29 protein-coding genes are annotated in these 25201 nt (G+C 54.7%); 20 read left to right on the forward strand and 9 right to left on the reverse strand.

The features are described 5' to 3' along the window. The first annotated feature begins 209 nt into the window (after window positions 1-209). On the forward strand, window positions 210-1535 hold the full coding sequence (locus GRPL_RS19195; RefSeq protein ID WP_032690465.1) for a cytosine deaminase: 1326 nt from the start codon (window positions 210-212) through the stop codon (window positions 1533-1535). Here the strand turns inward: GRPL_RS19195 and tsgA are convergent. After that, window positions 1532-2716, reverse strand: a complete 1185-nt coding sequence (gene tsgA, locus GRPL_RS19190) for an MFS transporter TsgA (protein WP_032690466.1) — start codon at window positions 2714-2716, stop codon at window positions 1532-1534. The two genes, GRPL_RS19195 and tsgA, sit on opposite strands and share 4 nt — an antisense overlap. A 276-nt stretch (window positions 2717-2992) precedes the next feature. Here tsgA and ppiA point away from each other — a divergent pair, with 276 nt between their 5' ends. From ppiA to argD, 5 genes are all read left to right on the forward strand, one after another. Next, entirely contained in the window at window positions 2993-3562 is a 570-nt protein-coding gene (ppiA, locus tag GRPL_RS19185) for a peptidylprolyl isomerase A (RefSeq protein ID WP_004868429.1), read from the forward strand. A gap of 107 nt (window positions 3563-3669) precedes the next feature. After that, window positions 3670-3837 carry a YhfG family protein gene (locus tag GRPL_RS26595; RefSeq protein WP_049267913.1) on the forward strand — a complete coding sequence of 56 codons (168 nt, stop codon included), beginning with the start codon at window positions 3670-3672 and terminating at the stop codon, window positions 3835-3837. Continuing rightward, window positions 3827-4417, forward strand: a complete 591-nt coding sequence (locus tag GRPL_RS19180) for a putative adenosine monophosphate-protein transferase Fic (protein ID WP_032698705.1) — start codon at window positions 3827-3829, stop codon at window positions 4415-4417. The genes GRPL_RS26595 and GRPL_RS19180 overlap by 11 nt, the downstream gene beginning before the upstream one ends. Before the next feature lie 44 nt (window positions 4418-4461). Then, window positions 4462-5025, forward strand: coding sequence for an aminodeoxychorismate synthase component 2 (pabA, locus tag GRPL_RS19175; protein ID WP_032698707.1), 564 nt, complete (start codon window positions 4462-4464; stop codon window positions 5023-5025). Between the two features lie 89 nt (window positions 5026-5114). Then, a complete protein-coding gene (gene argD / locus GRPL_RS19170) occupies window positions 5115-6335 on the forward strand; it encodes a bifunctional acetylornithine/succinyldiaminopimelate transaminase (protein WP_032696889.1) in 1221 nt (406 codons plus the stop codon). Here argD and GRPL_RS19165 read toward each other — a convergent pair. Both GRPL_RS19165 and crp read right to left on the reverse strand, forming a co-directional pair. After that, complete coding sequence (locus GRPL_RS19165; protein WP_032698708.1) at window positions 6325-8403, reverse strand: YccS/YhfK family putative transporter; 2079 nt, start codon at window positions 8401-8403, stop codon at window positions 6325-6327. The genes argD and GRPL_RS19165 overlap by 11 nt on opposite strands. 52 nt (window positions 8404-8455) lie before the next feature. Next, window positions 8456-9088, reverse strand: a complete 633-nt coding sequence (gene crp / locus GRPL_RS19160) for a cAMP-activated global transcriptional regulator CRP (RefSeq protein WP_000242758.1) — start codon at window positions 9086-9088, stop codon at window positions 8456-8458. Window positions 9089-9393: 305 nt separating this feature from the next. On the opposite strand from crp, the gene GRPL_RS19155 reads away from it, so the two are divergent. After that, window positions 9394-9798 (forward strand): OsmC family protein, encoded by a 405-nt coding sequence (locus GRPL_RS19155; protein ID WP_032690471.1) that lies wholly within the window; start codon window positions 9394-9396, stop codon window positions 9796-9798. Window positions 9799-9898: 100 nt separating this feature from the next. Here the strand turns inward: GRPL_RS19155 and GRPL_RS19150 are convergent, their stop codons facing one another. The 5 genes from GRPL_RS19150 to GRPL_RS19130 all read right to left on the reverse strand — a co-directional run bounded on the left by GRPL_RS19150 (window position 9899) and on the right by GRPL_RS19130 (window position 14719). Beyond that, entirely contained in the window at window positions 9899-10768 is an 870-nt protein-coding gene (locus GRPL_RS19150) for a phosphoribulokinase (protein WP_032690472.1), read from the reverse strand. Between the two features lie 35 nt (window positions 10769-10803). Beyond that, window positions 10804-11022, reverse strand: a complete 219-nt coding sequence (locus GRPL_RS19145; RefSeq protein WP_004868412.1) for a YheU family protein — start codon at window positions 11020-11022, stop codon at window positions 10804-10806. Beyond that, on the reverse strand, window positions 11019-12017 hold the full coding sequence (locus GRPL_RS19140) for a hydrolase (protein ID WP_181890754.1): 999 nt from the start codon (window positions 12015-12017) through the stop codon (window positions 11019-11021). The genes GRPL_RS19145 and GRPL_RS19140 overlap by 4 nt, the downstream gene beginning before the upstream one ends. Window positions 12018-12249: 232 nt before the next feature. Beyond that, window positions 12250-12702, reverse strand: coding sequence for a nuclear transport factor 2 family protein (locus GRPL_RS19135; protein WP_032690473.1), 453 nt, complete (start codon window positions 12700-12702; stop codon window positions 12250-12252). A gap of 112 nt (window positions 12703-12814) precedes the next feature. Then, entirely contained in the window at window positions 12815-14719 is a 1905-nt protein-coding gene (locus tag GRPL_RS19130) for an ABC transporter ATP-binding protein (RefSeq protein WP_032698709.1), read from the reverse strand. Between the two features lie 173 nt (window positions 14720-14892). Here GRPL_RS19130 and kefG point away from each other — a divergent pair, with 173 nt between their 5' ends. The 4 genes from kefG to slyD all read left to right on the forward strand — a co-directional run bounded on the left by kefG (window position 14893) and on the right by slyD (window position 18141). Continuing rightward, complete coding sequence (gene kefG, locus GRPL_RS0125555; RefSeq protein ID WP_032690475.1) at window positions 14893-15456, forward strand: glutathione-regulated potassium-efflux system ancillary protein KefG; 564 nt, start codon at window positions 14893-14895, stop codon at window positions 15454-15456. Further along, window positions 15443-17248: a glutathione-regulated potassium-efflux system protein KefB gene (gene kefB / locus GRPL_RS19125; protein ID WP_032690476.1), complete on the forward strand. Its 1806-nt coding sequence runs from the start codon at window positions 15443-15445 to the stop codon at window positions 17246-17248. The genes kefG and kefB overlap by 14 nt, the downstream gene beginning before the upstream one ends. A gap of 13 nt (window positions 17249-17261) precedes the next feature. After that, on the forward strand, window positions 17262-17462 hold the full coding sequence (locus tag GRPL_RS19120; RefSeq protein ID WP_013364433.1) for a YheV family putative zinc ribbon protein: 201 nt from the start codon (window positions 17262-17264) through the stop codon (window positions 17460-17462). A 94-nt stretch (window positions 17463-17556) separates the two neighbouring features. Continuing rightward, window positions 17557-18141 carry a peptidylprolyl isomerase gene (slyD, locus tag GRPL_RS19115; protein WP_004868397.1) on the forward strand — a complete coding sequence of 195 codons (585 nt, stop codon included), beginning with the start codon at window positions 17557-17559 and terminating at the stop codon, window positions 18139-18141. Between the two features lie 187 nt (window positions 18142-18328). Here the strand turns inward: slyD and GRPL_RS19110 are convergent, their stop codons facing one another. Then, on the reverse strand, window positions 18329-18547 hold the full coding sequence (locus tag GRPL_RS19110; RefSeq protein WP_004868395.1) for a protein SlyX: 219 nt from the start codon (window positions 18545-18547) through the stop codon (window positions 18329-18331). Window positions 18548-18769: 222 nt separating this feature from the next. Between GRPL_RS19110 and fkpA the strand changes: the two genes are divergently transcribed. From fkpA to GRPL_RS26600, 9 genes are all read left to right on the forward strand, one after another. Beyond that, complete coding sequence (gene fkpA, locus GRPL_RS19105; protein WP_015585625.1) at window positions 18770-19600, forward strand: FKBP-type peptidyl-prolyl cis-trans isomerase; 831 nt, start codon at window positions 18770-18772, stop codon at window positions 19598-19600. Between the two features lie 357 nt (window positions 19601-19957). Further along, window positions 19958-20680, forward strand: coding sequence for a helix-turn-helix transcriptional regulator (locus GRPL_RS19100; RefSeq protein WP_004868391.1), 723 nt, complete (start codon window positions 19958-19960; stop codon window positions 20678-20680). Continuing rightward, window positions 20680-21066, forward strand: a complete 387-nt coding sequence (gene tusD, locus GRPL_RS19095; RefSeq protein ID WP_032690478.1) for a sulfurtransferase complex subunit TusD — start codon at window positions 20680-20682, stop codon at window positions 21064-21066. Before GRPL_RS19100 ends, tusD begins: the two co-directional genes overlap by 1 nt. Then, window positions 21066-21425, forward strand: coding sequence for a sulfurtransferase complex subunit TusC (gene tusC, locus GRPL_RS19090; RefSeq protein ID WP_032690479.1), 360 nt, complete (start codon window positions 21066-21068; stop codon window positions 21423-21425). The genes tusD and tusC overlap by 1 nt, the downstream gene beginning before the upstream one ends. 7 nt (window positions 21426-21432) lie before the next feature. Next, complete coding sequence (tusB, locus tag GRPL_RS19085) at window positions 21433-21720, forward strand: sulfurtransferase complex subunit TusB (RefSeq protein WP_032690480.1); 288 nt, start codon at window positions 21433-21435, stop codon at window positions 21718-21720. A gap of 124 nt (window positions 21721-21844) precedes the next feature. Further along, window positions 21845-22219, forward strand: coding sequence for a 30S ribosomal protein S12 (gene rpsL, locus GRPL_RS19080; protein ID WP_002920115.1), 375 nt, complete (start codon window positions 21845-21847; stop codon window positions 22217-22219). 95 nt (window positions 22220-22314) lie between these two features. Continuing rightward, window positions 22315-22785 (forward strand): 30S ribosomal protein S7, encoded by a 471-nt coding sequence (gene rpsG / locus GRPL_RS19075; RefSeq protein WP_004106370.1) that lies wholly within the window; start codon window positions 22315-22317, stop codon window positions 22783-22785. A gap of 96 nt (window positions 22786-22881) precedes the next feature. After that, window positions 22882-24996: an elongation factor G gene (fusA, locus tag GRPL_RS19070; protein WP_004868382.1), complete on the forward strand. Its 2115-nt coding sequence runs from the start codon at window positions 22882-22884 to the stop codon at window positions 24994-24996. A gap of 70 nt (window positions 24997-25066) precedes the next feature. Further along, window positions 25067-25201: GTP-binding protein (locus GRPL_RS26600; protein WP_009484166.1), on the forward strand; the 135-nt coding region annotated here is incomplete at its 3' end.

Below are 25201 nucleotides of genomic sequence, written 5' to 3' on the forward strand. Positions count from 1 at the left end.
ACCTTAACGATTCAGCCAGGACACTTATTGATACAAATCAAGAACGCCCGCGCCTACCACTTAATGGGTATGCTTATGATTTTCCTGGATTTTTATAAGTTATGGAAAACTCAGGCTTTTCCTCGCTGTTGCTTTTGTGTACAAAATGGATGCGGGGGAACGTTCATGGGTTGGGCGAAAAAACGGCAATATTCACGGGAGTCATCAAGATGACAGCAGTTCCGCTTTGGTTGATTGAGAACGTACGTTTGCCTGACCGCGAAGGGCTGTGGCAGATCGCGATAGATAAAGGCTGTTTTGGTGATATCACCCCGATGGGCGATGCGCGCAGCGAAAGTTATGAAGTGCTCAACGCCCGCGGCGGGCTCGCGATTCCACCATTTATTGAACCGCATATTCATCTCGATACCACCCAAACTGCCGGCGAGCCAAACTGGAACCAGTCCGGGACGCTGTTCGAGGGGATTGAGCGCTGGGCAGAGCGTAAGGCGCTGTTGAGTCACGAAGATGTGAAGGCCCGGGCGTGGAAGACGCTGAAATGGCAAATCGGCAACGGGATTCAGTTTGTCCGGACGCACGTTGACGTGTCTGACCCGACGTTGACGGCATTAAAGGCGATGCTGGAGGTGAAACAGGAGGTAGCGCCATGGGTAGATTTGCAGATAGTCGCCTTCCCCCAGGAGGGGATCTTATCCTACCCCAATGGTGAGGCCTTGCTGGAGGAGGCCCTGCGACTCGGGGCCGATGTGGTCGGCGCCATTCCGCACTTTGAGTTTACTCGCGAGTATGGCGTGGAATCGCTGCATATCGCGTTCCGTCTGGCGCAGCAGTATCAGCGTCCGCTGGATATTCACTGCGATGAGATTGACGACGAGCAGTCGCGGTTTGTCGAAACGGTGGCGGCTCTGGCGTTGAAAGAGGGGATTGGCCCACGGGTTACGGCCAGCCATACCACCGCGATGCACTCCTATAACGGCGCCTATACTTCGCGGTTGTTTCGGTTACTGAAGCTCTCGGGAATCAACTTTGTCGCTAACCCGCTGGTGAATATTCATCTTCAGGGGCGTTTTGACGATTATCCAAAGCGCCGTGGCATCACCCGGGTGAAGGAGCTGATGGCGGCGGGCATTAATGTCTGTTTCGGCCACGATGATGTTTTCGACCCGTGGTACCCGCTGGGTACTGGCAATATGCTGCAGGTGCTGCATATGGGGTTGCATGTCTGTCAGCTGATGGGCTATCAGCAGATTAACGATGGGCTGAAGCTGATTACCGACAACAGCGCCCGCACCTTTGGCCTGCACGATTACGGCATTGTGCCGGGCTATCCCGCAAATCTGGTTATTCTACCGGCGGAGAATGGTTTTGAAGCGGTTCGCTGCCAGGTGCCGGTTCGCTGGTCGATTCGTCAGGGACGGGTAATTGCCACAACGCAACTGGCACAGACCTGGATCCAGACCGACAGAGGAGGAGAGGAGCTGTTCTTTAGCCGAAACAGCCCCTTCACTGACGCAAAGGGGCCAACAAAGGCTTAGTGGGAGGCCGCCGCCGCATTGTGCTGGCGGTGGCGGGAGACGAAGCCAAGGATTAAGCACATCACAAAGACGACGGCGTAGAGGCCGTTAGCGGTGTGCAGCGCTGCCAGCGGGCCGCTGGCAGCCACAATCGGACCGGTCACCACGAAGGTCAGCATTGTGCCGATGGTGCCGCAGGTCAGTACAAAGTTCACCAGTTTCGGCGACGCGACTTTGGTTTGTAGCGAACCCAGCGTAATAAGCGAGGTGTAAATCGCGCTGGAGAAGAAGCCGAGGGTCAGAATAAACCACGGCATATGCTCCGGTGAACCGTTGATGAACAGGTACATCAGCACGGTGGCGAGACCAGCCAGGACGGTCAGGATCCGCTGCAGGTCGAAGAAGCGCAGGATGAAGCTGAACGACCACATGCCAATCATGTACGACATCCAGAAATCACTCACCAGCTTACCGCCATCGGCCAGGCTCATGCCCAGGGTCTTGGCATACTCCGGTACCCAGGAGATAAAGCCCAGCTGACCGAGGATGTAGCACAGCGCCGCAATGGCGAGGAACAGCACGCCGATGCCCCATTTTTCTTTCACGACCGGCTGGTTGTCCTGCTGCCCTTTTTTGCCAAGAACCGGGAACTCACAGCCGAAGGTCAGAATAAAGATGGCAACGTAGACCAGACCAATGCAGGCATAAACCCAGTACCACTCAATGCTGCGGGCCAACAGGAATGCGGCGACCATCGGGAAGATCATCCCCGCCATGCTGAAGAAGGAGTCGGTAAACAGCAGACGCGCGCCACGCTGGCGGCCTTCATACATGTGGGTGATCAGGAAGGTCCCGATCGACATGGTGATCCCGCTGACCAGTCCCAGAACGAACATGGACGCGGAGAACAGAGCCAGGCTGTGGCTAAACATCAGCCCGGCAACGGCCAGTACCATCAGAATGAAGCCAAAACGCAGCTGGGTTTTCAGCGGCACAATTTCCATCAGCCAGGCGTTCAGGAAGATAGAGATCAGGATACCGGCGTTGAGGAAAGTAAAGGTGTTGCTCATGCTGGAGACGGGCAAATGGAAATAATCGGCGATATTTCCCATCACCATTCCGGTGACGATCACCAGCGCGCCGGTGAGGGCGTAGGAAAAGAAGCTGATCCATGTGAGCTTGATACGATTGCTGTTAGTCATGACTGGCCTGTGAATAGAAATGTAAAGCGCATTGACTGCGCCAGGGCGGACAGATTTTATTCATTCGAGTGATGTAAGCAAACGTTTATTATGCAATGAAATGCTTTTTGCATAGATTAGTGTGATTTGGATCGCTTTTATTGATCGCGCTGGTCAAGGCGTGCGCCGTAACAACTGTTTCAGCTACGTAAAATTAGGTAAAAGGCTGGCCCAGGATGCAAAGGCTCTTTAGAATCAAAGCACTTGCTTTTTATTCTGCTCCGTTAAGGAATTCCCATGCTCAAATCAACTCTGGCGGCGGTGGTTGCCGTTTTCGCCATTTCAGCTTTCTCTCCGGCAATGGCAGCGAAGGGCGATCCTCATGTACTGCTGACGACGTCTGCGGGCAATATTGAGCTGGAGTTAAATAGCCAGAAAGCACCGATTTCCGTGGATAACTTCCTGAAGTACGTGAACAGCGGCTTCTATAACAACACCACCTTCCATCGCGTGATTCCGGGCTTCATGGTGCAGGGCGGCGGCTTCAACGAACAGATGCAGCAAAAGCAGCCGAACCCGCCGATTAAAAACGAAGCCGATAACGGTCTGCGCAATACCCGCGGCACTATCGCGATGGCGCGTACCGCCGATCAGGACAGCGCGACCAGCCAGTTCTTCATTAACATTGCGGACAACGCCTTCCTTGACCACGGGCAGCGTGATTTTGGCTATGCGGTCTTCGGCAAAGTGGTGAAAGGCATGGACGTGGCGGATAAGATTTCTCAGGTTCAGACGCACAACGTCGGACCGTACCAGAATGTACCGTCCAAACCTGTCGTCATCCTCTCAGCGAAAGTCCTGCCGTAAGCCTTTCTGTGCGCGGGTAACATCGCCCGCGCCACATCGGCCTCTCTGCGTAACCCGAAATTGCTGCTTATACTTGTGGCAAACAGGGGACGATAAGGGAGGCGACCATGCGTTCACTCACCGATAAGCAAAAATCCCAACTCTGGGAACAGACCCGCAATGTGAATTTTCAGGCCAGCCGTCGCCTTGAGGGCGCAGCGATCCCGCTGGTGACGCTGACTGCCGAACAAGCGCTGGCGCGTGTCGCCGAGATCAGGAGGCGTCATGAGCAGTAAATATGGCGACGATCGCGACCCTTACCTCTACCCTGCGCTCAATGTGATGCGTAACCGTCTCGGCATTCGTCAGGCGCAGCGGCTGGAGCAAACGGCCTGGGAAATCACCTCCCTGCGTGCGGCGACGCTGCCGCTGGGACCGCGTGGCCGCGGGCTACCTTACCTCTGTTTCATTCATCATCAGCTGTATCAGGATATCTTCGACTGGGCGGGGCAATTCAGAGAAGTCGATATCTATCAGGGTGATACCCCTTTCTGTCATTTTGCGTGGATTGAGAAAGAGGGCAATGCGCTGATGCGGGCGCTGGAGGACGAGGACTATCTCAGCGGAATCAGCCGCGCGACGTTTGTCACGCGTCTGAGCTGGTACTACGGGGAAATCAACGTCCTGCACCCGTTTCGCGTCGGTAGCGGCCTGGTTCAGCGGATTTTCTTTGAACAGTTGGCTCTTCACGCCGGGTTTGTGCTCGACTGGCGGGATATCGACCCCGATACCTGGAGCCAGGCTAACCAGCTGGGGGCGATGGGCGATCCCGAACCCCTTGAGCGGATCTTTCGCAAAGTGGTAAGCGAAGCGTGAGAATCTGAGTAGAATAGCCCGGTTTTATTCTTTCCGGAGCCGCTATGATCCTGCTTATCGACAACTATGATTCTTTCACCTGGAACTTGTACCAGTACTTCTGTGAACTGGGGGCGGAAGTGCTGGTCAGGCGTAATGATGAGCTGACGCTTGAGGAGATAGCGGCGTTGCTGCCGGAGAAAATCGTGATCTCTCCCGGGCCCTGTACACCAAATGAGTCAGGCATTTCGCTGGCGGTGATTGCCCGTTATGCCGGTCAGATTCCGCTGCTGGGCGTTTGTCTTGGCCATCAGGCTATCGCCCAGGTCTTTGGGGCCACTATCGTGAGAGCGGCGAAAGTGATGCACGGCAAGACTTCCCCCATCCATCATAACGGGCAGGGGGTCTTTCAGGGGCTGAATAATCCGCTGACCGTCACTCGCTACCACTCTCTGCTGATTGATCCCGCGACGCTTCCCGAATGTTTTGAGGTGACGGCCCGCAGCGAAAGCGGGGAGATTATGGCCATTCGCCATCGGGAGTGGGATCTCGAAGGGGTACAGTTCCACCCGGAGAGTATTCTCAGCGAGCAGGGACATCAGCTGCTGGCAAACTTCCTCAACCGGTGATTTGTAGTTGCCATTGACTGATTTTTTATGCATATTTTGTGATTATATTATCACAATAATGACCGCATAACGAAGAAGGATGGCATGACATGGCAACTGAGCAACCGGTAATTACCCGCGCCACATTCGATGAAGTTATTTTGCCGATTTATGCACCGGCAGAATTCATCCCGGTCAAAGGTAAAGGTAGCCGCGTTTGGGATCAGCAGGGCAAAGAGTACGTTGATTTCGCCGGCGGGATTGCGGTGACGGCGTTAGGGCATTGTCATCCGGCTCTGGTCGCGGCGCTGCATGAGCAGGGAGAAACCTTGTGGCATACCAGCAATGTCTTTACCAACGAGCCGGCGCTGCGTCTGGGCCGCAAGCTGGTGGATGCCACCTTCGCCGAGCGCGTGGTGTTCATGAACTCCGGCACCGAAGCGAACGAAACGGCGTTCAAGCTGGCGCGCCACTACACCATTACCCGTCACAGCCCGTATAAGACCAAAATCATCGCCTTCCATAATGCCTTCCACGGCCGTTCGCTGTTCACGGTATCGGTGGGCGGGCAGCCAAAATATTCTGATGGCTTCGGCCCGAAACCGGCGGACATTATCCACGTGCCGTTTAACGATCTGCATGCGGTGAAGGCGGTGATGGATGACCACACCTGTGCGGTAGTGGTTGAGCCAATTCAGGGGGAAGGCGGGGTGATGGCCGCGACGCCGGCGTTCCTGAAAGGACTGCGTGAACTGTGCGATGAGCATCAGGCGCTGCTGGTGTTTGATGAAGTGCAGTGCGGCATGGGGCGTACCGGTTCGCTGTTTGCATATATGCACTACGGCGTGACGCCAGACATTCTTACCAGCGCTAAAGCGCTGGGCGGCGGCTTCCCGATCAGCGCTGTACTGACCACCAGTGATATTGCCAGCGCATTCCACGCCGGTTCCCACGGTTCGACCTACGGCGGTAACCCGCTGGCCTGCGCCGTGGCCGGGGCGGCATTTGATCTGATTAATACGCCGGAGGTGCTGGAGGGCGTGAAGGCGAAGCGCGAGCTGTTTGTGCAACATCTCCAGCAAATTGACGCGCAGTTTGACCTGTTCAGCGACATCCGCGGTATGGGGCTGTTGATTGGCGCGGAGCTTAAGCCGCAGTATAAAGGCCGGGCACGCGATTTTCTCTATGCCGCAGCAGATGCGGGCGTGATGGTGCTGAATGCCGGGCCGGATGTGATGCGCTTTGTCCCTTCGCTGGTCATCGACGAGAAGGATATTGCTGAAGGCATGGCCCGCTTTGCCCAGGCGATAAAGCAGGTTCTTAACGCTTAATCGCGCGTAGCCAGATACCGTGATGCGGGCGCTGACGCCATGCCACCGAGGAGATGGTGTGCATGGTGTTCAGATGGTCGAGGATCCGCTGCAGATGCTGCTCCATTGTACTTAACGGGCCCCGGCTCACCTCCACATCCTGCGACTCCATAATATTCACATCGCCAGCGCTGCCGGGACCGTCGGAGTCCAGCCGCTGTTGACAGCGCTGGAGCGCAATCTCACAGGATTCCAGGTAACGCCGGGCCAGCTCCGGCGTCAGCATATTGTGCTCGCGGGCGAGGGTGGTCATGGCGTTGATATGCTCAACAATAAACTGGCTGTGGGTGACCCACAGTTTCATATCATCAAGATAATGTGTGTTAAAACCGGGTTCCTGCATGGCCTGATTCAGCGAGTTATACAGCGAGTTATGTGCCTGATTGACGCGCATCCGGCGATAGGCCAGCGCCGGGGCCTGATGATCGTCGCTGAGAATTAGCCTGATCGCTTCCTGATCGGCTTCCAGCGCGTCGTGAGCGTTTTTACGCAGTAGCCCGCTTTGCCATTGCGGCCATAGCCAGACCATGCCGCCAAAGGCGATAAGGCAGCCGATAAGCGTATCGATAAGCCTGGCGACAATATACTGCTCGCCGTTGAGCGTCAGAAGCTGCAGGGTATACACCGCCGTCACGGTAAAGCCAACCATCGCCCAGCCATAATGCTTGCGAATAATCAGGTAGCTCAGCAGCGTGACGAGCAGCATCGCGGAGAGCGTATAACCCTCCGGGACGTGAAAGTGCAGCGCCAGGCCGGCGATAGCCAGACCGGCAAGTGTACCTGCCGCCCGATGGACGATACGTACCCGCGTCGCGCCGTAGCCGTTTTGGGTCACAAAAAGCACCGTCATCAGGATCCAGTAAGGCTTGGGAAGGTTCAGGGCGCTTCCCATCAGGCTCGCGGCCGTTAACATCACGCAGATACGCGCAGCGTTACGTAGCGCCGGCGATTTTAATGAGAGATAGCTCTTTAGCGCGGGCAGCAGCGGCAGACGGCGCTCTTTATCCGCCATCAGGTTGCGAGCATACAGCGGGCGCTGGGTACGCAGCACCCGGGCTATTCGGCTGAAGTGCCAGGCGCAGAACTGCCCTACCGGGTTGTCCGGATGCTGCCAGGCGATTTTCTCCAGCGCGCCGATTTGCTTATCCATATGAAAGCGTTGCGGGTAGCGGTGGTAGAGAATGTCATCGGCCAGCACCCGCAGGCGTGCGGCAACGGTTTGTGCGTTCCAGCGGATCACCGCCTCGGCATGGCTGCGCTCTACCAGTTTTTGTACTTCTTCGGGTTGGTGCAGGCTGACGGAGATATGTTCCTGCAAATCCAGCGCCATCTGAAATGCCCGCAGCAGGCGCTTGTGGTCATTGCGCTGGTTCGCCGCCAGCATATGCATCTGCTGGTAGCATTGGGTGATCAGGTCCACCACCTTCTGCTGGCGCGTGAGCAGCGGCGGCAGTGAAGTGGTGGGATCGATATGCTGGGTCAGCAGGCTGTATTTGGCTTCGCAGTAGTTAGCCAGCTCGCGATAAAGCAGGCTCAGCGATTCGCGCAGCGGCTGCTCGCGCCATAGCCAAAACCAGAACCAGTTAAACAGGCCGTACCACAGCGTCCCGAGGGCGTAGATCAGCAGTGGCTCCCAGACGGGCATGTTCCCGGCAAGGCTCAGGGTAAAGATTGCGGCAATTAACGACGCGGGCAGAAGCCTGGCGTGCAGAGAGCTGATCTCCGCCGTTACGCCCAGCAGTAGCGCCAGGCCGCTGAGAATCAAGGGCAGCGGGATATCCTGCTGAAGAAGAAGCTGGACCACCAGGCTACAGCCGGCAAACAGCGAGCCGCCAATAATCAGACGTTTAAAAAAGCGTTTGTGCGGCGTATCCAGACCGGCGACGTTACAGCAGGCGGGCACCAGCGAAAACAGCAGACCTTGCTGTAAGTGACCGAGAAGGAGACCGATTGCGACAGGCAAACACAACACCAGCGTTTGCCGCAGTGCATAGTTGACTTCCGGGTGGTAAATCAGCCTGCGCCACATAGAGGGAAAACAAAAACGGCGTGTTGCGCAAGCAACACGCCGTTTTATCGACTTAACGCGTACCGTATACGACGATAGTTTTACCGTGTGCGGAGATCAGGTTCTGATCTTCCAGCATCTTCAGGATACGGCCAACGGTTTCGCGGGAACAGCCAACGATCTGACCAATTTCCTGACGGGTAATTTTAATTTGCATACCATCAGGGTGGGTCATCGCATCCGGCTGTTTTGCCAGGTTCAACAGCGTCTGAGCGATGCGCCCGGTGACGTCGAGGAAGGCAAGGTTACCCACTTTTTCTGAGGTCACCTGCAGACGGCGAGCCATCTGCGACGACAGGCGCATCAGGATATCCGGGTTAACCTGAATGAGCTGACGGAATTTTTTGTAGGAGATTTCGGCCACTTCACATGCGGTTTTCGCACGTACCCAGGCGCTACGCTCCTGGCCTTCTTCAAACAAGCCTAATTCACCGATGAAATCGCCCTGGTTGAGGTAAGAGAGGATCATCTCTTTACCTTCTTCATCCTTGATGAGCACAGCCACAGAGCCTTTGACGATGTAGTACAACGTTTCTGCTTTTTCACCCTGGTGGATCAGCGTGCTTTTAGATGGGTACTTATGAATGTGGCAATGAGACAAGAACCATTCGAGGGTAGGGTCTGTTTGCGGTTTGCCAAGCACCATGCGCGGTTATCCTCTGTTATAAGCTATCTCCGGGTGCCGACACTACACGGCATCCGGGCATGCAATCGTATTGTTTCCCTATGCCTGGGAAACGGCTGGTGAGTTTTCTTCAGCCTGTAATGTGAACTCCTCTGCATACATGCAGTACATCAATGTAATACTGTAGCATCCCGACTGTTTTAGCATAGCTTTTGCCGCATGTCTCCTGGTGTCTCGCTTCAGCATGATGCAGGTCGCCTTCCGTTGCGAGAATTGTTATGTACGCGTAATCTGTCAGGAAAATTGCAACCTCGGAGTTAAATTTTATGCAAGCTCGTGTGAAATGGGTTGAAGGGTTAACCTTCATCGGAGAGTCGGCGTCAGGTCACCAGATTCTGATGGACGGCAACTCCGGAGATAAAGCGCCAAGCCCAATGGAGATGGTGCTGATGGCGGCGGGCGGATGTAGCGCGATCGATGTCGTGTCTATTTTGCAGAAAGGTCGTCACAACGTGACCAACTGTGAAGTCAAGCTGACGTCTGAACGTCGGGAAGAGGCGCCGCGCCTGTTTACCCATATCAACATGCATTTTATCGTCACCGGTAAGGAGCTGAAAGAGGCGGCCGTTTCCCGTGCGGTGGATCTGTCGGCGGAGAAATACTGCTCGGTGGCGCTGATGCTGCAAAAAGCGGTGAATATCACCCACACCTATGAAGTGGTGGAAGGCTAAGCAGCCTTCCCGGAGAGCGGCGCAAACGCCTTATCCGGGAGCCGTGAGTGAAGGACGAAAACCCCGCTTAGCGCCAGGCGCTCGGGGTTTTTTAACGTGGTTAACTGATTTTCTTCCCTTCCATCAGCCGTTCGACTAGCGGCGTCATGATGAGCTCCATCGCCAGCCCCATTTTCCCGCCAGGCACCACCAGCGTATTGATATGCGAGATAAACGACCCCTGCAGCATCGCCAGCAGCCAGGGGAAATCGATATCCTGCAGGTTGCGGAAATGGATCACCACAAAGCTTTCATCCAATGACGGAATGCCCTTCGCCGCAAACGGGTTGGAGGTGTCGACAGTGGGGACGCGCTGGAAGTTGATATGGGTGCGCGAAAACTGCGGCGTAATGAAGTTGATATAGTCTTCCATTGAACGGACCACGGAATCCATCACCGCTTCACGGGAGTGGCCGCGTTCACTGGTATCGCGGATGAGCTTCTGAATCCATTCCAGGTTGACGATAGGCACCACGCCGACCAGCAGGTCGACATTCTGCGCGACGTTATACTGCGGCGTAACAACCCCGCCGTGCAGCCCTTCATAAAACAGGACATCGGTCGGTTCCGGTAGCGGTTGCCACGGTGTGAATGTGCCCGGCACCTGATTCCACGGCACCGCCTCATCATAGGTATGCAAATACTTGCGCGACTGGCCGCTACCGTTACGCCCGTACTCAAGGAAGGTGTTTTCCAACAGACCGAAGTCGTTGGCTTCCGGACCGAAGTAGCTGATGTGTTTCCCCTGATCGCGCGCTTTGCGGATCGCCATGTCCATTTCCGGGCGGGTATAGCGATGGAAGCTGTCGCCTTCCACCTCAGCGGCACGCAGGTTTAGCTGTGCGAAAATTTTACGAAAGGCGAGGCTGGTGGTCGTGGTTCCCGCGCCGCTGGAGCCCGTGACGGCAATCACCGGATGTTTGGCAGACATAACAACTCCCAGATTAAACGATGTGTGGCGCCGCCTTAGCCGTGAAACTGCTTGCGGGGCATGATGTTGACCGTCTCGTGCAGTTCTGACCACACCAGTACGGCTTCTCCGCTTTTCAATTGCTGTTTGACGTCGGCGACTTTATCCGCCAGCGAGCGTTCATGTTCACCATAATCGGTGCCTTCACGCAACACAAAGCTTTCGATCAGGTTATCCAGCGTTTCGGGATCCAGATCGTGCCAGGGAATAATCATTTTTGTGCTCCCAACCAACGGGTTAACCAGTCCGGGATACGCTTTTCCAGCCACATTTCCGGCTTGCGCAGCGTGCCGCCAACGAATCCGACGTGTCCGCCATTTTCTGTCAGCTGATACTCGACGTTTACCGGGAGTTGCTCTTGCGGCGGAATGGAGTGGTGGTCCATAAAAGGATCGTCCTTCGCATGAATGATCAACGTCGGTTTAGTAATGTCGCTGAGCCGCGGCATTGCGCTACACTGGCGATAGTAGTCCAGCGCATCCGCAAATCCGTGAATCCGGGCAGTGATCATATCGTCAAACTCGCGGATGCGGCGCATACCTTTGAGCTGGCGCAGATCAACCGGTAGCGAGCCGGGATAGGCTTTCAGCTTACGCGCGGCGTTGGCCTTTAACAGATTGAGCAGATAACGTTGATAGACCCGGGAAAAGCCCTTGTCCATATGATAGCTGCAGGCTTCGAGCATGAACGGGGCTGAGACAATAACCGCGGCATCCAGCGGGACATTATCGCCTTCTTCGGCCAGCAGGCAGCCCAGCATATTGCCGCCCAGCGAATAGCCGACGGCGGCGGTCGGCACCGCACCCCATTCGCGTTGTAGCCAGTGCAGGAACCAACTGCCATCTTCGGTTTCACCCGAATGATAGATGCGGTTATTGCGATTGGGTTCGCCGCTACAGCCGCGGAAATGCATCACCACGCCCAGCCAGCCGCGCTGCATGGCTGCATGGATAAGGCCATGAGCATAGGGGCTGTGCAGGCTGCCCTCCAGCCCGTGGAACACGACCAGTCGCGGTTTATGTTGCGCCCCGGCGGGGTCTTCGCTCCACGCCAGATCGACAAAATCACCGTCCGGGAGTTCAAGTCGCTGCCAGTGCGGCGTGAATCCCAGCTTACGGCGAATCAGGCGCGGCAGCATGGTCTGCAGATGACGATTGCCCACGCCGCGCATAGGGTGAAACTCGCGCGAGTCGTCTTCGGGGGGCGTCATTTCTGTGGGGGTGATTTCAACCATAGCACCAGAGCAGTTAATCATCTTATAAAACAGTATACCGCGCATGAAGTGCGCAGGTTATCCAATATGTGGTCTTGCGGCCTGCGCTATAGGTTACACGAAATTGAAGCCGGATGAGGACTGCTCTTGCGGGATAAGGATGACCCGCTACCCGGGAGGGCTGGAAGGGGAAACGGCCCCGCCAGGAGCGAATGGCCGTGGGGCTGGCTCAAAACATGCTGTTGCCGCTGGCGGTTTTTTCCGGAACCGTCTGAATAACATCCCAGTGCTCAACGATCTTGTTCTGCGCATCGAGGCGGAAAATATCGATAATCGCCCGGGTGACGCCCGGCTCGCGGCCGGTGGACGCAACGTGCAGAACGACATAGTCGCCGTCGACAATCACCCGTTTAATCTCGCTGTGAGAGTCGGGGAATTTCTCTTTCAGAAAGGCGATGAATTGACGAAAGCCTTCAGGCCCATCCTTCGCGCCAGGATTATGCTGGATATACTCCTGCCCGAGGTAGGTTTTTGCGGCATCAAAGTCTTTATCGTTCAGCGCCTTATTATAAAAAGCGATGACGTTTTCTTTGTTCTTTAATTCGCTTGCGGTGTAGGCGGCAAAAGCAGAGTGGGTCAGGGCGCAAAGCAGTGAGAGGGAGATGAGCGTTTTTTTTACCATGGCAATGCCTCTTCGCAGATGAGTGTTGCGGTTTTTAGCAGGGGAATATCACGGCGTGTTCCCATAACCTGGCGCCGCTGCGTTTATGCCCCCTGCCCGATCATAACCGGTCTTAACCTTCCTGCAGCATCTGTTCCAGCTGCTCTTGTGCATCCAGCCAGGCCATTTCACACTCTTCCAGACCGGATTTGGCACTGGCCTGCTGCTGCAGACAGGTGGTCAGCTCGGCTTTGCGGGAGGCATCATACAGCCCGCTGTCGCCGAGCTTCTCTTCCGCCTGGGCGAGCTGCGCGTTGAGCTTATCCATCTCTTTTTCGAGGCGGGTAATCTCTTTACGCAGCGGTTGAGTGAGCGTGCGTAATTCCGCTTCCCGACGTTTCTGGTCTTTGCGGGCCTGCGCGCTGTTACCGCTCTCTTTCGCCACGTCAGACGACGAGCTCTCCTGTTTCTGTGAGTCGCTGAGCCACTGCTGATAATCCTCCAGGTCGCCATCGAACTGCTCGACTTTGCCGTCATGCACCAGATAGAGATCGTCGGTGGTGGAACGGATCAGGTGGCGATCGTGCGAGACCACAACCAACGCGCCTTCGAAATCAATCAGCGCTTCGGTCAAGGCCTGACGCATATCGAGATCGAGGTGGTTCGTCGGTTCATCGAGCAGCAGAAGGTTAGGGCGCTGCCAGACGATTAACGCCAGCACCAGACGGGCCTTTTCACCGCCGGAGAAACGCTGAGTCTCTTCGTTGACCTTATCGCTCTGGAAACCAAATCCGCCGAGATAGTCGCGCAGCTTCTGCTCTGTCTCCTGAGGCGCCAGGCGAGCCAGATGCTGTAATGGGGATTCGTCAGCGCGCAGAAACTCCAGCTGATGCTGAGCGAAGTAGCCGAGCTTAATGCCTTTAGCGAGGCCAATCTCGCCATGCAGCGGCTGGAGTTCGCCAGCCAGCAGTTTGATCAGCGTCGACTTGCCGGCGCCGTTGCGCCCTAACAGGCCAATGCGCGAACCGGGCACCAGGTTTAACTTGATCGAGTCCAGAATCACCCGTTCGCCGTAGCCGGCGCTGACTTTTTCCATTTTCAGCAGCGGGTTTGGCAGGCTTTCCGGCGCGCGGAAACTGAAGTGGAACGGGTTATCGACGTGAGCCGGAGCGATAAGCTCCATACGCTCCAGCATCTTAATACGGCTTTGCGCCTGCTTGGCCTTGGTGGCCTTGGCGCGAAAGCGGTCGATATAACTTTGCAGATGCGCGACGCGCAGTTGCTGGCTTTCATACATCGACTGCTGCTGTGACAGACGGGTTGCGCGCTGCACTTCAAACGAGCTGTAGTTGCCGGTGTATTCGAACATCGTTTGCTGTTCGATATGAATAATTTTATCAACGATCGGGTCCAGGAAGTCACGATCGTGAGAGATCAGAATCAGCGTGCCGGTGTAGCTTTTCAGCCATTTTTCCAGCCAGATGACCGCATCGAGATCGAGGTGGTTAGTCGGTTCATCGAGCAGCAGCAGATCGGAACGACAAATCAGCGCCTGCGCGAGGTTCAGGCGCATACGCCAACCGCCGGAAAAGTCGCTGACCGGGCTTTCAAGCTGCTCATTACTGAACCCCAGCCCGTGCAGCAGGCTGGCGGCGCGCGAACGGATGGTCCAGGCATCAATGGCATCCAGTTTACCGTGCACCGTTGCGATGGCGTGGCCGTCATTGCGCTCGTTGGCCAGGTTTAAATCGGCTTCGAGCTGGCGGTATTCGCGATCGCCATCAATAACATAATCAATGGCTGGCTGCGGCAGCGCAGGGGTTTCCTGATTAACCCACGCCAGCTGCCAGTTACCCGGAAAGGTCATACTGCCGCCGTCGGCGCTAATCTCGTTTTTCAAAAGCGACAGCAGCGTGGATTTGCCGCAGCCGTTTTTTCCCACCAGGCCGACCTTCTGGCCAGGATTGATGGTTGCGGTGGCGTTGTCCAGGAGGACCCGTACGCCGCGACGAATTTGTAACGAGGAGAAAACAATCATAAGGCGCCGTATGTTCTGACTATGTTAGTTTGTCATTATGATAATGTAATGTGGTAGCAAATTGCTCCACCGGGCCGCAATGGTAGCCCAAAACGAAGACGATACACAAAGTCATTCTGGTTGCGTCGGGACGCAGCCGTTGTACAGGCCACCAGAAGACGTTCGGGAGGGGAATGATGTCTCAGACAGCGAAGGTTTTGCTGCTGTATGCCCACCCAGAATCCCAGGATTCCGTGGCCAACCGGGTTTTACTTGAACCGGCTTTACAGTTGCCTAATGTCACCGTGCACGATCTCTATGCACACTACCCAGATTTTTTTATCGATATTGCTCACGAGCAGGATCTGTTGCGCCAGCATGAGGTGATTGTTTTCCAGCACCCGCTTTATACGTGGAGCTGCCCGGCATTGCTGAAGGAGTGGCTGGACAGAGTGCTGACCCGCGGCTTTGCCAGCGGCGCCGGAGGGAACCAGCTTGCGGGAAAGTACTGGCGTAGCGTGATTACCACCGGTGAGCCCGAGAGCGCCTACCGACGCGATGCCAATCGCTATCCCATGAACGACATCCTGCGCCCATTTGAACTGACTGCCGGCATGTGCCGGATGCACTGGATGAGTCCGATTATTGTCTACTGGGCTCGCCGACAATCGCCTGCCGATCTGAAAAATCACGCGCGTGCTTATCGCGACTGGCTGGCTAATCCCATCGCGGCAGGAGGCATAAATGGAGGGCGCTGATCTGCTGTTAGCGGGAGTCTTGTTTCTGTTTTCTGCCGTGGTGGCGGTGCCGTTGGCCGCCCGGCTGGGCATCGGTGCGGTATTAGGCTATCTGCTGGCCGGCATTGCGATTGGTCCCTGGGGGCTGGGATTTATTAGCGATGTCGATGAGATTTTGCACTTCTCCGAACTGGGCGTTGTGTTCCTGATGTTCATCATCGGACTGGAGCTGAATCCGGCTAAGCTCTGGCGCCTGCGCAGCTCCATTTTTGGCGTCGGGGCGGCGCAGGTCGTGCTCAGCGCGGGTATCCTCGGCGGATTACTGATAGTGACCGGGTTTTCCTGGCAGGCGGCGGTAGTCGGCGGTATTGGTCTGGCGATGTCGTCCACGGCAATGGCGCTGCAGCTGATGCGTGAGAAAGGAATGAGTCGCAGCGAGTCCGGCCAGCTGGGTTTTTCCGTGCTGCTGTTCCAGGATCTGGCGGTGATCCCCGCGCTGGCTCTGGTTCCGCTGTTGGCCGGTTCCGGTGATGACCATCTTAACTGGGTGACCGTCGGGCTGAAGGTTTTGGCCTTCGCGGGGATGCTTATTGGCGGCCGTTTTCTGCTGCGACCTGTTTTTCGGTTTATCGCCGGCTCCGGGGTCCGAGAAGTATTTACCGCCGCGACGCTGCTGCTGGTACTGGGATCGGCCTTGTTTATGGACGCGCTCGGTCTGTCTATGGCGCTCGGTACCTTCATCGCCGGCGTTCTGCTGGCTGAAAGCGAGTATCGCCATGAGCTGGAGATCGCCATTGAGCCGTTTAAAGGGCTCTTGCTCGGGTTGTTCTTTATTTCCGTCGGCATGGCATTGAATCTGGGCGTGCTCTATACCCACTTACTGTGGGTGGCGGCAAGCGTTGCCGTGCTGGTGGCGGTGAAAAGCCTCGTGCTGTACAGCCTGGCGCGGGTATACGGGTTGCGTAGCTCGGAACGGATGCAGTTTGCGGGAGTGCTGAGCCAGGGGGGCGAGTTTGCGTTTGTGCTGTTCTCACTGCCGGCCTCGCTGCGACTGTTCGAAAACGATCAGATGGCGCTGCTGCTGGTGACGGTCACGCTATCGATGATGACGACGCCGCTGCTGATGACGCTTATCGATCAAATTCTCTCCCGGCGCTTTAACCAACCGGAAGAAGAAGATGAAGCGCCGTGGGTTGAGGACGATAAACCGCAGGTGATTATTGTCGGCTTTGGCCGCTTCGGGCAGGTTATTGGTCGTTTGCTGATGGCCAATAAAATGCGGATTACCGTGCTGGAGCGCGATATCAGTGCGGTTAACCTGATGCGTAAATATGGCTATAAAGTCTATTTTGGCGATGCGACGCAACTGGAGCTGCTGCGCTCGGCGGGGGCGGAGGATGCGCAGTCGATTGTTATCACCTGCAACGAGCCGGAAGATACCATGAAGCTGGTGGAGATGTGTCAGCAACACTTTCCGCATCTGAATATTCTGGCGCGCGCCCGGGGGCGTGTTGAGGCGCATGAATTGCTGCAGGCCGGCGTGAAACAGTTTTCGCGTGAAACGTTTTCCAGCGCGCTGGAGTTGGGGCGCAAGGCATTGATTACCCTGGGCATGCATCCGCATCAGGCTCAGCGTGCGCAGCTGCACTTCCGTCGTCTGGATATGCGAATGCTGCGTGAGTTAATGCCCGTGAATACTGATACGCTGCAGATATCACGCGTGCGGGAGGCTCGCCGGGAGCTGGAAGAGATTTTCCAGCGCGAGATGCAGAAAGAGAGCAGGCAGCTTGACGGTTGGGATGAGTTTGAATAAGGGTCAAATAATGATGGCTGTACGTAAACGTTTTATTGCCGGGGCAAAATGTCCGGCGTGCCAGGCGCAGGATTCTCTGGCAATGTGGCGTGAGAATAATGTCGATATTGTTGAGTGTGTTAAGTGTGGTCACCAGATGCGTGAGGCGGATAAAGAGGCGCGCGAGCACGTCCGCAAAGATGAACAAGTGATTGGCATTTTTCATCCGGACTAGCGTTATCTGTCGCCTTTTTTTAAGCTAGAGGGTACACGGCTGCAGAATTCCGCTACAATCTGCGCCACTATTCTTCCCATGCTCAGGAGATATCATGAAAGTAGCAAAAGACCTGGTGGTCAGCCTGGCCTATCAGGTACGTACAGAAGACGGTGTGTTGGTTGATGAGTCTCCGGTAAGCGCGCCGCTGGACTACCTGCATGGTCACGGCTCCCTGATTTCCGGCCTGGAAAATGCGCTGGATGGTCATGAAGTGGGCGACAAATTTGACGTAGAAGTCGGCGCGAACGATGCGTACGGCCAGTACGACGAAAATCTGGTTCAGCGTGTTCCTAAAGACGTCTTCATGGGCGTTGACGAACTGCAGGTTGGCATGCGTTTCCTGGCGGAAACCGACCAGGGTCCAGTGCCGGTTGAAATCACCGAAGTGGACGATGAGCACGTAGTGGTTGACGGTAACCACATGCTGGCTGGCCAGAATCTGAAGTTCAACGTTGAAGTTGTTGCGATTCGCGAAGCGACTGCAGAAGAGCTGGAGCACGGTCACGTGCACGGCGCCCACGGCCACGATCATGACCACGATCATGAAGGTTGCTGCGGCGGCCACGGCCACGATCACGACCACGGTCATGAACATGGCAAAGGTGGTTGTGGTAACGGCGGCTGTGGTTGCCACTAATCCCCGTCGTCTTTCAGGCCGCAGGCGCGTTGGCCTGGCTTTCAAACCCCGGTGACATTGTTCTCTATGCTGCCGGGAGTTCTCAAGCCTGCCGCCGTTCTGCGAATCGAAATTCTTAGGGTATTCAATCCGGTAGACATAGCGCTGCCGGAGATAGTCAAGCGGGGAAACCCGCTTTTTTTACGCCTCAATAATGTGGTGGGGGCGTTTCTTCTGCCTGTGATGCGATATGCGATGATTGGGTCGCTTTCAGTTTTTCAACCATCAAGCGCATATGTTCACGCATCTTCGCCATTTCTATCTCATGGGCGGTGACGGTCTTGTTGAGGTCTTCAATGGTGATTTCCTGAAACGCCAGCCGGCTTTCCAGCTCCGCCAGGCGAGTCTCCAGTGTACTGTCGTGCATGAGTCACCTCTTCTGTCTTATTTCGCGAGCGGATTCTACTCAACTTTCACCCTTCGCGCAGCAACCTCGCGTAAGACAGGAAACTTATTTATACAAAAATAGTCTGAAAACTGGCGATATTCAGGAAGGTCTGTATGTAGATTTGCTCTGCAACGTTCTATAGTACCTTTTTTGCTTTTTACGATAACCCTGGGGTGAGATGCCCCGGCCCTGGAGAAATGGATGAAATCACTGTTTAAAGTAACGCTGCTGGCGACCACGATGGCTGTCGCCCTGAATGCACCGCTGACCTTTGCGGCTGATACTGCCGCGAAGACGGCACCTGCAACGGATAGCAAAGCGGCATTTAAAAATGACGATCAAAAATCTGCTTATGCGCTGGGTGCTTCACTGGGACGTTACATGGAAAACTCCCTGAAAGAACAAGAAAAACTGGGTATCAAGCTGGATAAAGATCAGCTGATTGCCGGTGTTCAGGATGCGTTTGCGAATAAAAGCAAACTGTCCGATCAAGAAATCGAGCAGACTCTGCAAACCTTCGAGACTCGCGTAAAAACTGCTGCTCAGCAGAAAATGGAAAAAGACGCGACTGAAAACGATGCTAAAGGCAAAGCCTATCGCGACACCTTCGCAAAAGAGAAGGGCGTAAAAACCTCTAAATCTGGCCTGCTGTACAAAGTTGAAAAAGAAGGGACCGGCGACGCACCGAAAGACAGCGATACTGTTGTCGTGAACTACAAAGGTACGCTGATTGACGGTAAAGAGTTCGATAACTCCTACACCCGCGGTGAGCCGCTCTCCTTCCGTCTGGATGGCGTTATCCCTGGCTGGACTGAAGGCCTGAAAAATATCAAGAAAGGCGGCAAAATCAAGCTGGTCATCCCACCGGATCTGGCTTACGGCAAAACTGGCGTCCCGGGTATTCCGGCTAACTCCACGCTGGTCTTCGACGTAGAACTGCTGGATATCAAACCGGCACCGAAAGCCGATGCCAAGCCTGAAGCGGCGGCTGATGCCAAAGCTGACGCACAAAGCGCAGACGCGAAGAAGTAATCTGGTCTAAGCCGCCGCCGTTAAAGGCGGCGGCTTTTTTATTTGGGGCAGATATAATTAAAACTGGAAAGTGCCTCAAGCGCTGTATTACTTTAGTTAGCTTAATAATGATGATGAGCCTGCCCTGACAAGCTACACCTCATCCTTCAAGCTGCCTCTGCATTGGCTGCATCCGCTTATTCCGGTTACGCACTGGAGTCAGCCCTGAGACGTGATAAGAGACATGTTTGCCTCTTACCTCGCCAGCTTACGGCTGGTCAAATTCGTGGTGACGAATGTCTCGGACGTGCACCTCAGCGCATCTTGAACGGTTTTGTGTAAAAAATGACAGGCTCCTGAAAAGGAGTGCTTTTTTTCATGTCCAGGTCGCTTTTAACCAACGAAACCAGTGAGCTTGACCTGCTGGATCAACGTCCTTTCGACCAGACCGACTTCGATATCCTCAAATCCTATGAAGCGGTTGTGGACGGGTTAGCGATGCTCATTGGTTCCCATTGCGAGATCGTGCTGCATTCTTTACAGGATCTGAAATGCTCCGCCATCCGCATCGCCAACGGTGAGCATACCGGGCGCCAAATCGGCTCGCCGATTACCGATCTTGCGCTGCGCATGCTGCATGATATGACGGGGGCCGATAGCAGCGTATCCAAGTGTTACTTTACGCGGGCGAAGAGCGGCGTCCTGATGAAGTCCGTCACGATCGCGATTCGCAACCGTGAACATCGGGTCATCGGTCTGCTGTGCATCAACATGAACCTTGATGTGCCGTTCTCACAGATAATGAGCACCTTTATTCCGCCGGAAACGCCAGAGGTGAACTCTCAGGTTAACTTTGCCTCCTCCGTCGACGATTTGGTCGCTCAAACTCTTGAGTTCACTATCGAAGAAGTGAATGCTGACCGTAATGTTTCCAACAATGCTAAAAATCGCCAGATTGTCCTGAATCTCTACGAGAAAGGGATCTTTGATATCAAAGATGCCATCAACCAGGTTGCCGATCGGCTGAATATTTCCAAACATACGGTCTATCTCTATATCCGTCAGTTTAAGAGCGGCGATTTCCAGGGGCTGGATAAGTAATGCGTTTTGCCATTACGGTGACGGGGCCAGCCTACGGTACGCAGCAGGCCAGCAGCGCCTGGCAGTTTGCCCAGGCCATTTTGCAAGAGGGTCATGAGCTGGACTGTGTCTTCTTCTATCGTGAAGGCGTCTACAACGCCAACCAGCTGACTGCACCCGCCAGCGATGAATTTGACCTGGTACGCGCGTGGCAGCGGCTGCATGACGATCATGCTGTCGCGCTGCACATCTGCGTGGCGGCAGCCCTGCGTCGCGGTGTCACCGATGAACAAGAAGCTCAGCAGCTGGGGTTGCCGGGTCATAATCTGCAGCCCGGATTTACGCTGAGCGGCTTGGGTGCGCTGGCGGAAGCCTCATTAACCTGCGATCGGATGGTGCAGTTCTGATGAAACGCGTTGCCTTTGTTTTTTCTTCTGCCCCACATGGTTCTGCGTCGGGTCGGGAAGGTCTGGATGCGCTGCTGGCGACTTCCGCGCTGACCGATGAGATCGGCGTATTCTTTGTCGGCGACGGCGTCTTCCAACTGCTGCCCGGGCAACAACCGTCGGCGGTGCTTGCCCGCGATTACATCGCGACCTTTAAACTTTTGCCGCTGTACGATATCGACGCGTGCTGGATATGCGCAGCGTCTGCCCGCGAACGCGGCCTGAATGCCGGGACGGCGTGGGTAGTGGATGCCGGGTGGCTTGAACCCGAAGCGCTGCGCGCCCGACTCGATGATTTCAACGTGATTTTACGTTTCTGAGGACTGAATGCTCCACACACTCAGCTCGTCCCCGTGGCACACCGATCTCCGTGCGATGCTGCGCCTGGTAAAGGATGGCGACGATCTCCTGCTGCTTTCTGATGGCGTGATTGCGGCTATTGCCGGCGGACCCTTCCTTGAAATCCTGCACTCTGCCCCCATAACCATTCATGCTCTGCAAGACGATATCGATGCCCGCGGGCTGGCTGGTCAAATTGCGGACAGTGTCATCAGGGTTAGCTATACTGATTTCGTCAGAATGTCGGTCAAACATCCTGGACAGTTGTCCTGGTAATGGCGGGATCGTTGTATATTTCTTGACACCTTTTCGGCACCGCCCTAAAATTCTGCGTCCTCATATTATATGAGGCGATTTATTACGTGTTTACGAAGCAAAAGCTAAAACCAGGAGCTATTTAATGGCAACAATTAACCAGCTGGTACGCAAACCACGCGCACGCAAAGTTGCAAAGAGCAACGTGCCTGCACTGGAAGCCTGCCCGCAGAAACGTGGCGTATGTACTCGCGTATATACCACCACTCCTAAAAAACCGAACTCCGCACTGCGTAAAGTTTGCCGTGTTCGTCTGACTAACGGTTTCGAAGTCACCTCCTACATCGGCGGTGAAGGTCACAACCTGCAGGAACACTCCGTGATCCTGATCCGTGGCGGTCGTGTAAAAGACCTTCCGGGTGTTCGTTACCACACCGTTCGTGGTGCGCTTGACTGCTCCGGCGTTAAAGACCGTAAGCAAGCTCGCTCCAAGTATGGCGTGAAGCGTCCTAAGGCTTAATGGTTCTCCGTTAAGTAAGGCCAAACGTTTTATATTAATGTCAAACTAAACTCTTTGAGTTTTGGACAATCCTGAATTAACAACGGAGTATTTCCATGCCACGTCGTCGCGTCATTGGTCAGCGTAAAATCCTTCCAGATCCTAAGTTCGGATCAGAACTGCTGGCAAAATTTGTAAACATCCTGATGGTAGATGGTAAAAAATCTACTGCAGAAGCTATCGTATACAGCGCGCTGGAGACCCTGGCTCAGCGCTCTGGTAAAAATGAACTGGAAGCTTTCGAAGTCGCTCTGGACAACGTCCGTCCGACCGTCGAAGTTAAGTCCCGCCGCGTAGGTGGTTCTACTTACCAGGTTCCAGTTGAAGTCCGTCCGGTTCGTCGTAATGCCCTGGCAATGCGTTGGATCGTAGAAGCTGCTCGTAAACGTGGTGATAAATCCATGGCTCTGCGTCTGGCGAACGAACTTTCTGACGCTGCAGACAACAAAGGTACTGCAGTTAAGAAACGTGAAGACGTTCACCGCATGGCAGAAGCCAACAAGGCGTTCGCTCACTACCGTTGGTAATCCCTTCGGAGTCATAGTCACCAGGCGGGCGCTTCAGGTAAGTCGCCCGTGCTGGATAACTTAACTGAACGCCTAAAGAAATAAACGAGGAATCAAATGGCTCGTACAACACCCATCGCACGCTACCGTAACATCGGTATCAGTGCGCACATCGACGCCGGTAAAACCACTACTACCGAACGTATTCTGTTCTACACCGGTGTAAACCACAAAATCGGTGAAGTTCATGACGGCGCAGCAACCATGGACTGGATGGAGCAGGAGCAGGAGCGTGGTATCACTATCACCTCCGCAGCGACTACTGCATTCTGGTCTGGTATGGCTAAGCAGTATGAACCGCATCGCGTTAACATCATCGACACCCCGGGGCACGTTGACTTCACTATCGAAGTAGAACGTTCCATGCGTGTGCTTGATGGTGCGGTAATGGTTTACTGCGCAGTTGGTGGTGTTCAGCCGCAGTCTGAAACCGTATGGCGTCAGGCAAACAAATATAAAGTTCCGCGCATTGCGTTCGTTAACAAAATGGACCGCATGGGTGCGAACTTCCTGAAAGTTGTTGGTCAGATCAAAACCCGTCTGGGCGCGAACCCGGTTCCGCTGCAGCTGGCAATTGGTGCTGAAGAAGGTTTCACCGGTGTTGTTGACCTGGTGAAAATGAAAGCCATCAACTGGAACGAAGAAGACGCAGGCGTAACCTTCACCTATGAAGATATCCCGGCTGACATGCAGGATCTGGCTGAAGAATGGCACCAGAACCTGATCGAGTCCGCTGCAGAAGCTTCAGAAGAGCTGATGGAGAAATACCTGGGTGGTGAAGAACTGACTGAAGAAGAGATCAAAAAAGCTCTGCGTCAGCGTGTTCTGAACAACGAAATCATCCTGGTAACCTGTGGTTCTGCATTTAAGAACAAAGGTGTTCAGGCGATGCTGGATGCGGTAATTGATTACCTGCCATCCCCGGTTGATGTACCTGCGATCAACGGTATTCTGGACGACGGTAAAGATACTCCGGCTGAGCGTCACGCTAGCGATGAAGAGCCGTTTGCTGCTCTGGCATTTAAAATCGCTACCGACCCGTTCGTGGGTAACCTGACCTTCTTCCGCGTTTACTCCGGTGTGGTTAACTCTGGTGATACCATCCTGAACTCCGTGAAATCTGCACGTGAGCGTTTCGGTCGTATCGTACAGATGCACGCTAACAAACGTGAAGAGATCAAAGAAGTTCGCGCGGGCGACATCGCTGCTGCTATCGGTCTGAAAGACGTGACTACTGGTGACACCCTGTGTAACCCGGATCACCCGATCATTCTGGAGCGTATGGAATTCCCTGAGCCGGTAATCTCCATCGCTGTTGAACCGAAAACCAAAGCTGACCAGGAAAAAATGGGTCTGGCTCTGGGTCGTCTGGCGAAAGAAGACCCGTCATTCCGCGTATGGACTGACGAAGAATCTAACCAGACCATTATCGCCGGTATGGGTGAGCTGCACCTCGACATCATCGTTGACCGTATGAAGCGTGAATTCAACGTTGAAGCGAACGTCGGTAAACCTCAGGTTGCTTACCGCGAAGCGATTCGTGCGAAAGTTACCGATATCGAAGGTAAACATGCCAAGCAGTCTGGTGGTCGCGGTCAGTATGGTCACGTTGTGATCGACATGTACCCGCTGGAGCCGGGCTCAAATCCGAAAGGATACGAGTTCATCAACGACATCAAAGGTGGTGTAATTCCTGGCGAATACATCCCGGCCGTTGATAAAGGCATCCAGGAACAGCTGAAAGCTGGTCCGCTGGCAGGTTACCCGGTAGTTGATCTCGGCGTGCGTCTGCACTTCGGTTCTTACCATGACGTTGACTCCTCTGAACTGGCGTTTAAACTGGCCGCTTCTATTGCCTTCAAAGATGGCTTTAAGAAAGCGAAACCAGTTCTGCTTGAGCCGATCATGAAGGTTGAAGTAGAAACTCCGGAAGAGAACACTGGTGACGTCATCGGTGACCTTAGCCGTCGTCGTGGTATGCTGCGTGGTCAAGAATCCAACGTGACTGGCGTTGTGATTCACGCTGAAGTTCCGCTGTCTGAAATGTTCGGATATGCAACTCAGCTGCGTTCCCTGACCAAAGGTCGTGCTTCTTACTCCATGGAGTTCCTGAAGTATGATGACGCGCCGAACAACGTTGCTCAGGCCGTAATTGAAGCCCGTGGTAAATAAGCCGTAGGGTTGAAACCAAAATCCCGTGCTCTCTCCTGAAGGGGAGAGCGCTATAGTAAGGAATATAGCCGTGTCTAAAGAAAAATTTGAACGTACAAAACCGCACGTCAACGTCGGTACTATCGGCCACGTTGACCATGGTAAAACTACTCTGACCGCTGCAATCACTACCGTTCTGGCTAAAACCTACGGTGGTTCTGCTCGT

This window comes from Klebsiella planticola ATCC 33531 (assembly GCF_000735435.1).
GTDB classification, from domain to species: domain Bacteria; phylum Pseudomonadota; class Gammaproteobacteria; order Enterobacterales; family Enterobacteriaceae; genus Klebsiella; species Klebsiella planticola.

Excerpts from the sequence above, each read along its gene's own strand:
- GRPL_RS19195 (WP_032690465.1), top strand. The coding sequence starts at position 210 with ATGACAGCAGTTCCGCTTTGGTTGATTGAGAACGTACGTTTGCCTGAC.
- tsgA (WP_032690466.1), bottom strand. The coding sequence starts at position 2,716 with ATGACTAACAGCAATCGTATCAAGCTCACATGGATCAGCTTCTTTTCC.
- ppiA (WP_004868429.1), top strand. The coding sequence starts at position 2,993 with ATGCTCAAATCAACTCTGGCGGCGGTGGTTGCCGTTTTCGCCATTTCA.
- GRPL_RS26595 (WP_049267913.1), top strand. The coding sequence starts at position 3,670 with ATGCGTTCACTCACCGATAAGCAAAAATCCCAACTCTGGGAACAGACC.
- GRPL_RS19180 (WP_032698705.1), top strand. The coding sequence starts at position 3,827 with ATGAGCAGTAAATATGGCGACGATCGCGACCCTTACCTCTACCCTGCG.
- pabA (WP_032698707.1), top strand. The coding sequence starts at position 4,462 with ATGATCCTGCTTATCGACAACTATGATTCTTTCACCTGGAACTTGTAC.
- argD (WP_032696889.1), top strand. The coding sequence starts at position 5,115 with ATGGCAACTGAGCAACCGGTAATTACCCGCGCCACATTCGATGAAGTT.
- GRPL_RS19165 (WP_032698708.1), bottom strand. The coding sequence starts at position 8,403 with ATGTGGCGCAGGCTGATTTACCACCCGGAAGTCAACTATGCACTGCGG.
- crp (WP_000242758.1), bottom strand. The coding sequence starts at position 9,088 with ATGGTGCTTGGCAAACCGCAAACAGACCCTACCCTCGAATGGTTCTTG.
- GRPL_RS19155 (WP_032690471.1), top strand. The coding sequence starts at position 9,394 with ATGCAAGCTCGTGTGAAATGGGTTGAAGGGTTAACCTTCATCGGAGAG.
- GRPL_RS19150 (WP_032690472.1), bottom strand. The coding sequence starts at position 10,768 with ATGTCTGCCAAACATCCGGTGATTGCCGTCACGGGCTCCAGCGGCGCG.
- GRPL_RS19145 (WP_004868412.1), bottom strand. The coding sequence starts at position 11,022 with ATGATTATTCCCTGGCACGATCTGGATCCCGAAACGCTGGATAACCTG.
- GRPL_RS19140 (WP_181890754.1), bottom strand. The coding sequence starts at position 12,017 with ATGACGCCCCCCGAAGACGACTCGCGCGAGTTTCACCCTATGCGCGGC.
- GRPL_RS19135 (WP_032690473.1), bottom strand. The coding sequence starts at position 12,702 with ATGGTAAAAAAAACGCTCATCTCCCTCTCACTGCTTTGCGCCCTGACC.
- GRPL_RS19130 (WP_032698709.1), bottom strand. The coding sequence starts at position 14,719 with ATGATTGTTTTCTCCTCGTTACAAATTCGTCGCGGCGTACGGGTCCTC.
- kefG (WP_032690475.1), top strand. The coding sequence starts at position 14,893 with ATGATGTCTCAGACAGCGAAGGTTTTGCTGCTGTATGCCCACCCAGAA.
- kefB (WP_032690476.1), top strand. The coding sequence starts at position 15,443 with ATGGAGGGCGCTGATCTGCTGTTAGCGGGAGTCTTGTTTCTGTTTTCT.
- GRPL_RS19120 (WP_013364433.1), top strand. The coding sequence starts at position 17,262 with ATGGCTGTACGTAAACGTTTTATTGCCGGGGCAAAATGTCCGGCGTGC.
- slyD (WP_004868397.1), top strand. The coding sequence starts at position 17,557 with ATGAAAGTAGCAAAAGACCTGGTGGTCAGCCTGGCCTATCAGGTACGT.
- GRPL_RS19110 (WP_004868395.1), bottom strand. The coding sequence starts at position 18,547 with ATGCACGACAGTACACTGGAGACTCGCCTGGCGGAGCTGGAAAGCCGG.
- fkpA (WP_015585625.1), top strand. The coding sequence starts at position 18,770 with ATGAAATCACTGTTTAAAGTAACGCTGCTGGCGACCACGATGGCTGTC.
- GRPL_RS19100 (WP_004868391.1), top strand. The coding sequence starts at position 19,958 with ATGTCCAGGTCGCTTTTAACCAACGAAACCAGTGAGCTTGACCTGCTG.
- tusD (WP_032690478.1), top strand. The coding sequence starts at position 20,680 with ATGCGTTTTGCCATTACGGTGACGGGGCCAGCCTACGGTACGCAGCAG.
- tusC (WP_032690479.1), top strand. The coding sequence starts at position 21,066 with ATGAAACGCGTTGCCTTTGTTTTTTCTTCTGCCCCACATGGTTCTGCG.
- tusB (WP_032690480.1), top strand. The coding sequence starts at position 21,433 with ATGCTCCACACACTCAGCTCGTCCCCGTGGCACACCGATCTCCGTGCG.
- rpsL (WP_002920115.1), top strand. The coding sequence starts at position 21,845 with ATGGCAACAATTAACCAGCTGGTACGCAAACCACGCGCACGCAAAGTT.
- rpsG (WP_004106370.1), top strand. The coding sequence starts at position 22,315 with ATGCCACGTCGTCGCGTCATTGGTCAGCGTAAAATCCTTCCAGATCCT.
- fusA (WP_004868382.1), top strand. The coding sequence starts at position 22,882 with ATGGCTCGTACAACACCCATCGCACGCTACCGTAACATCGGTATCAGT.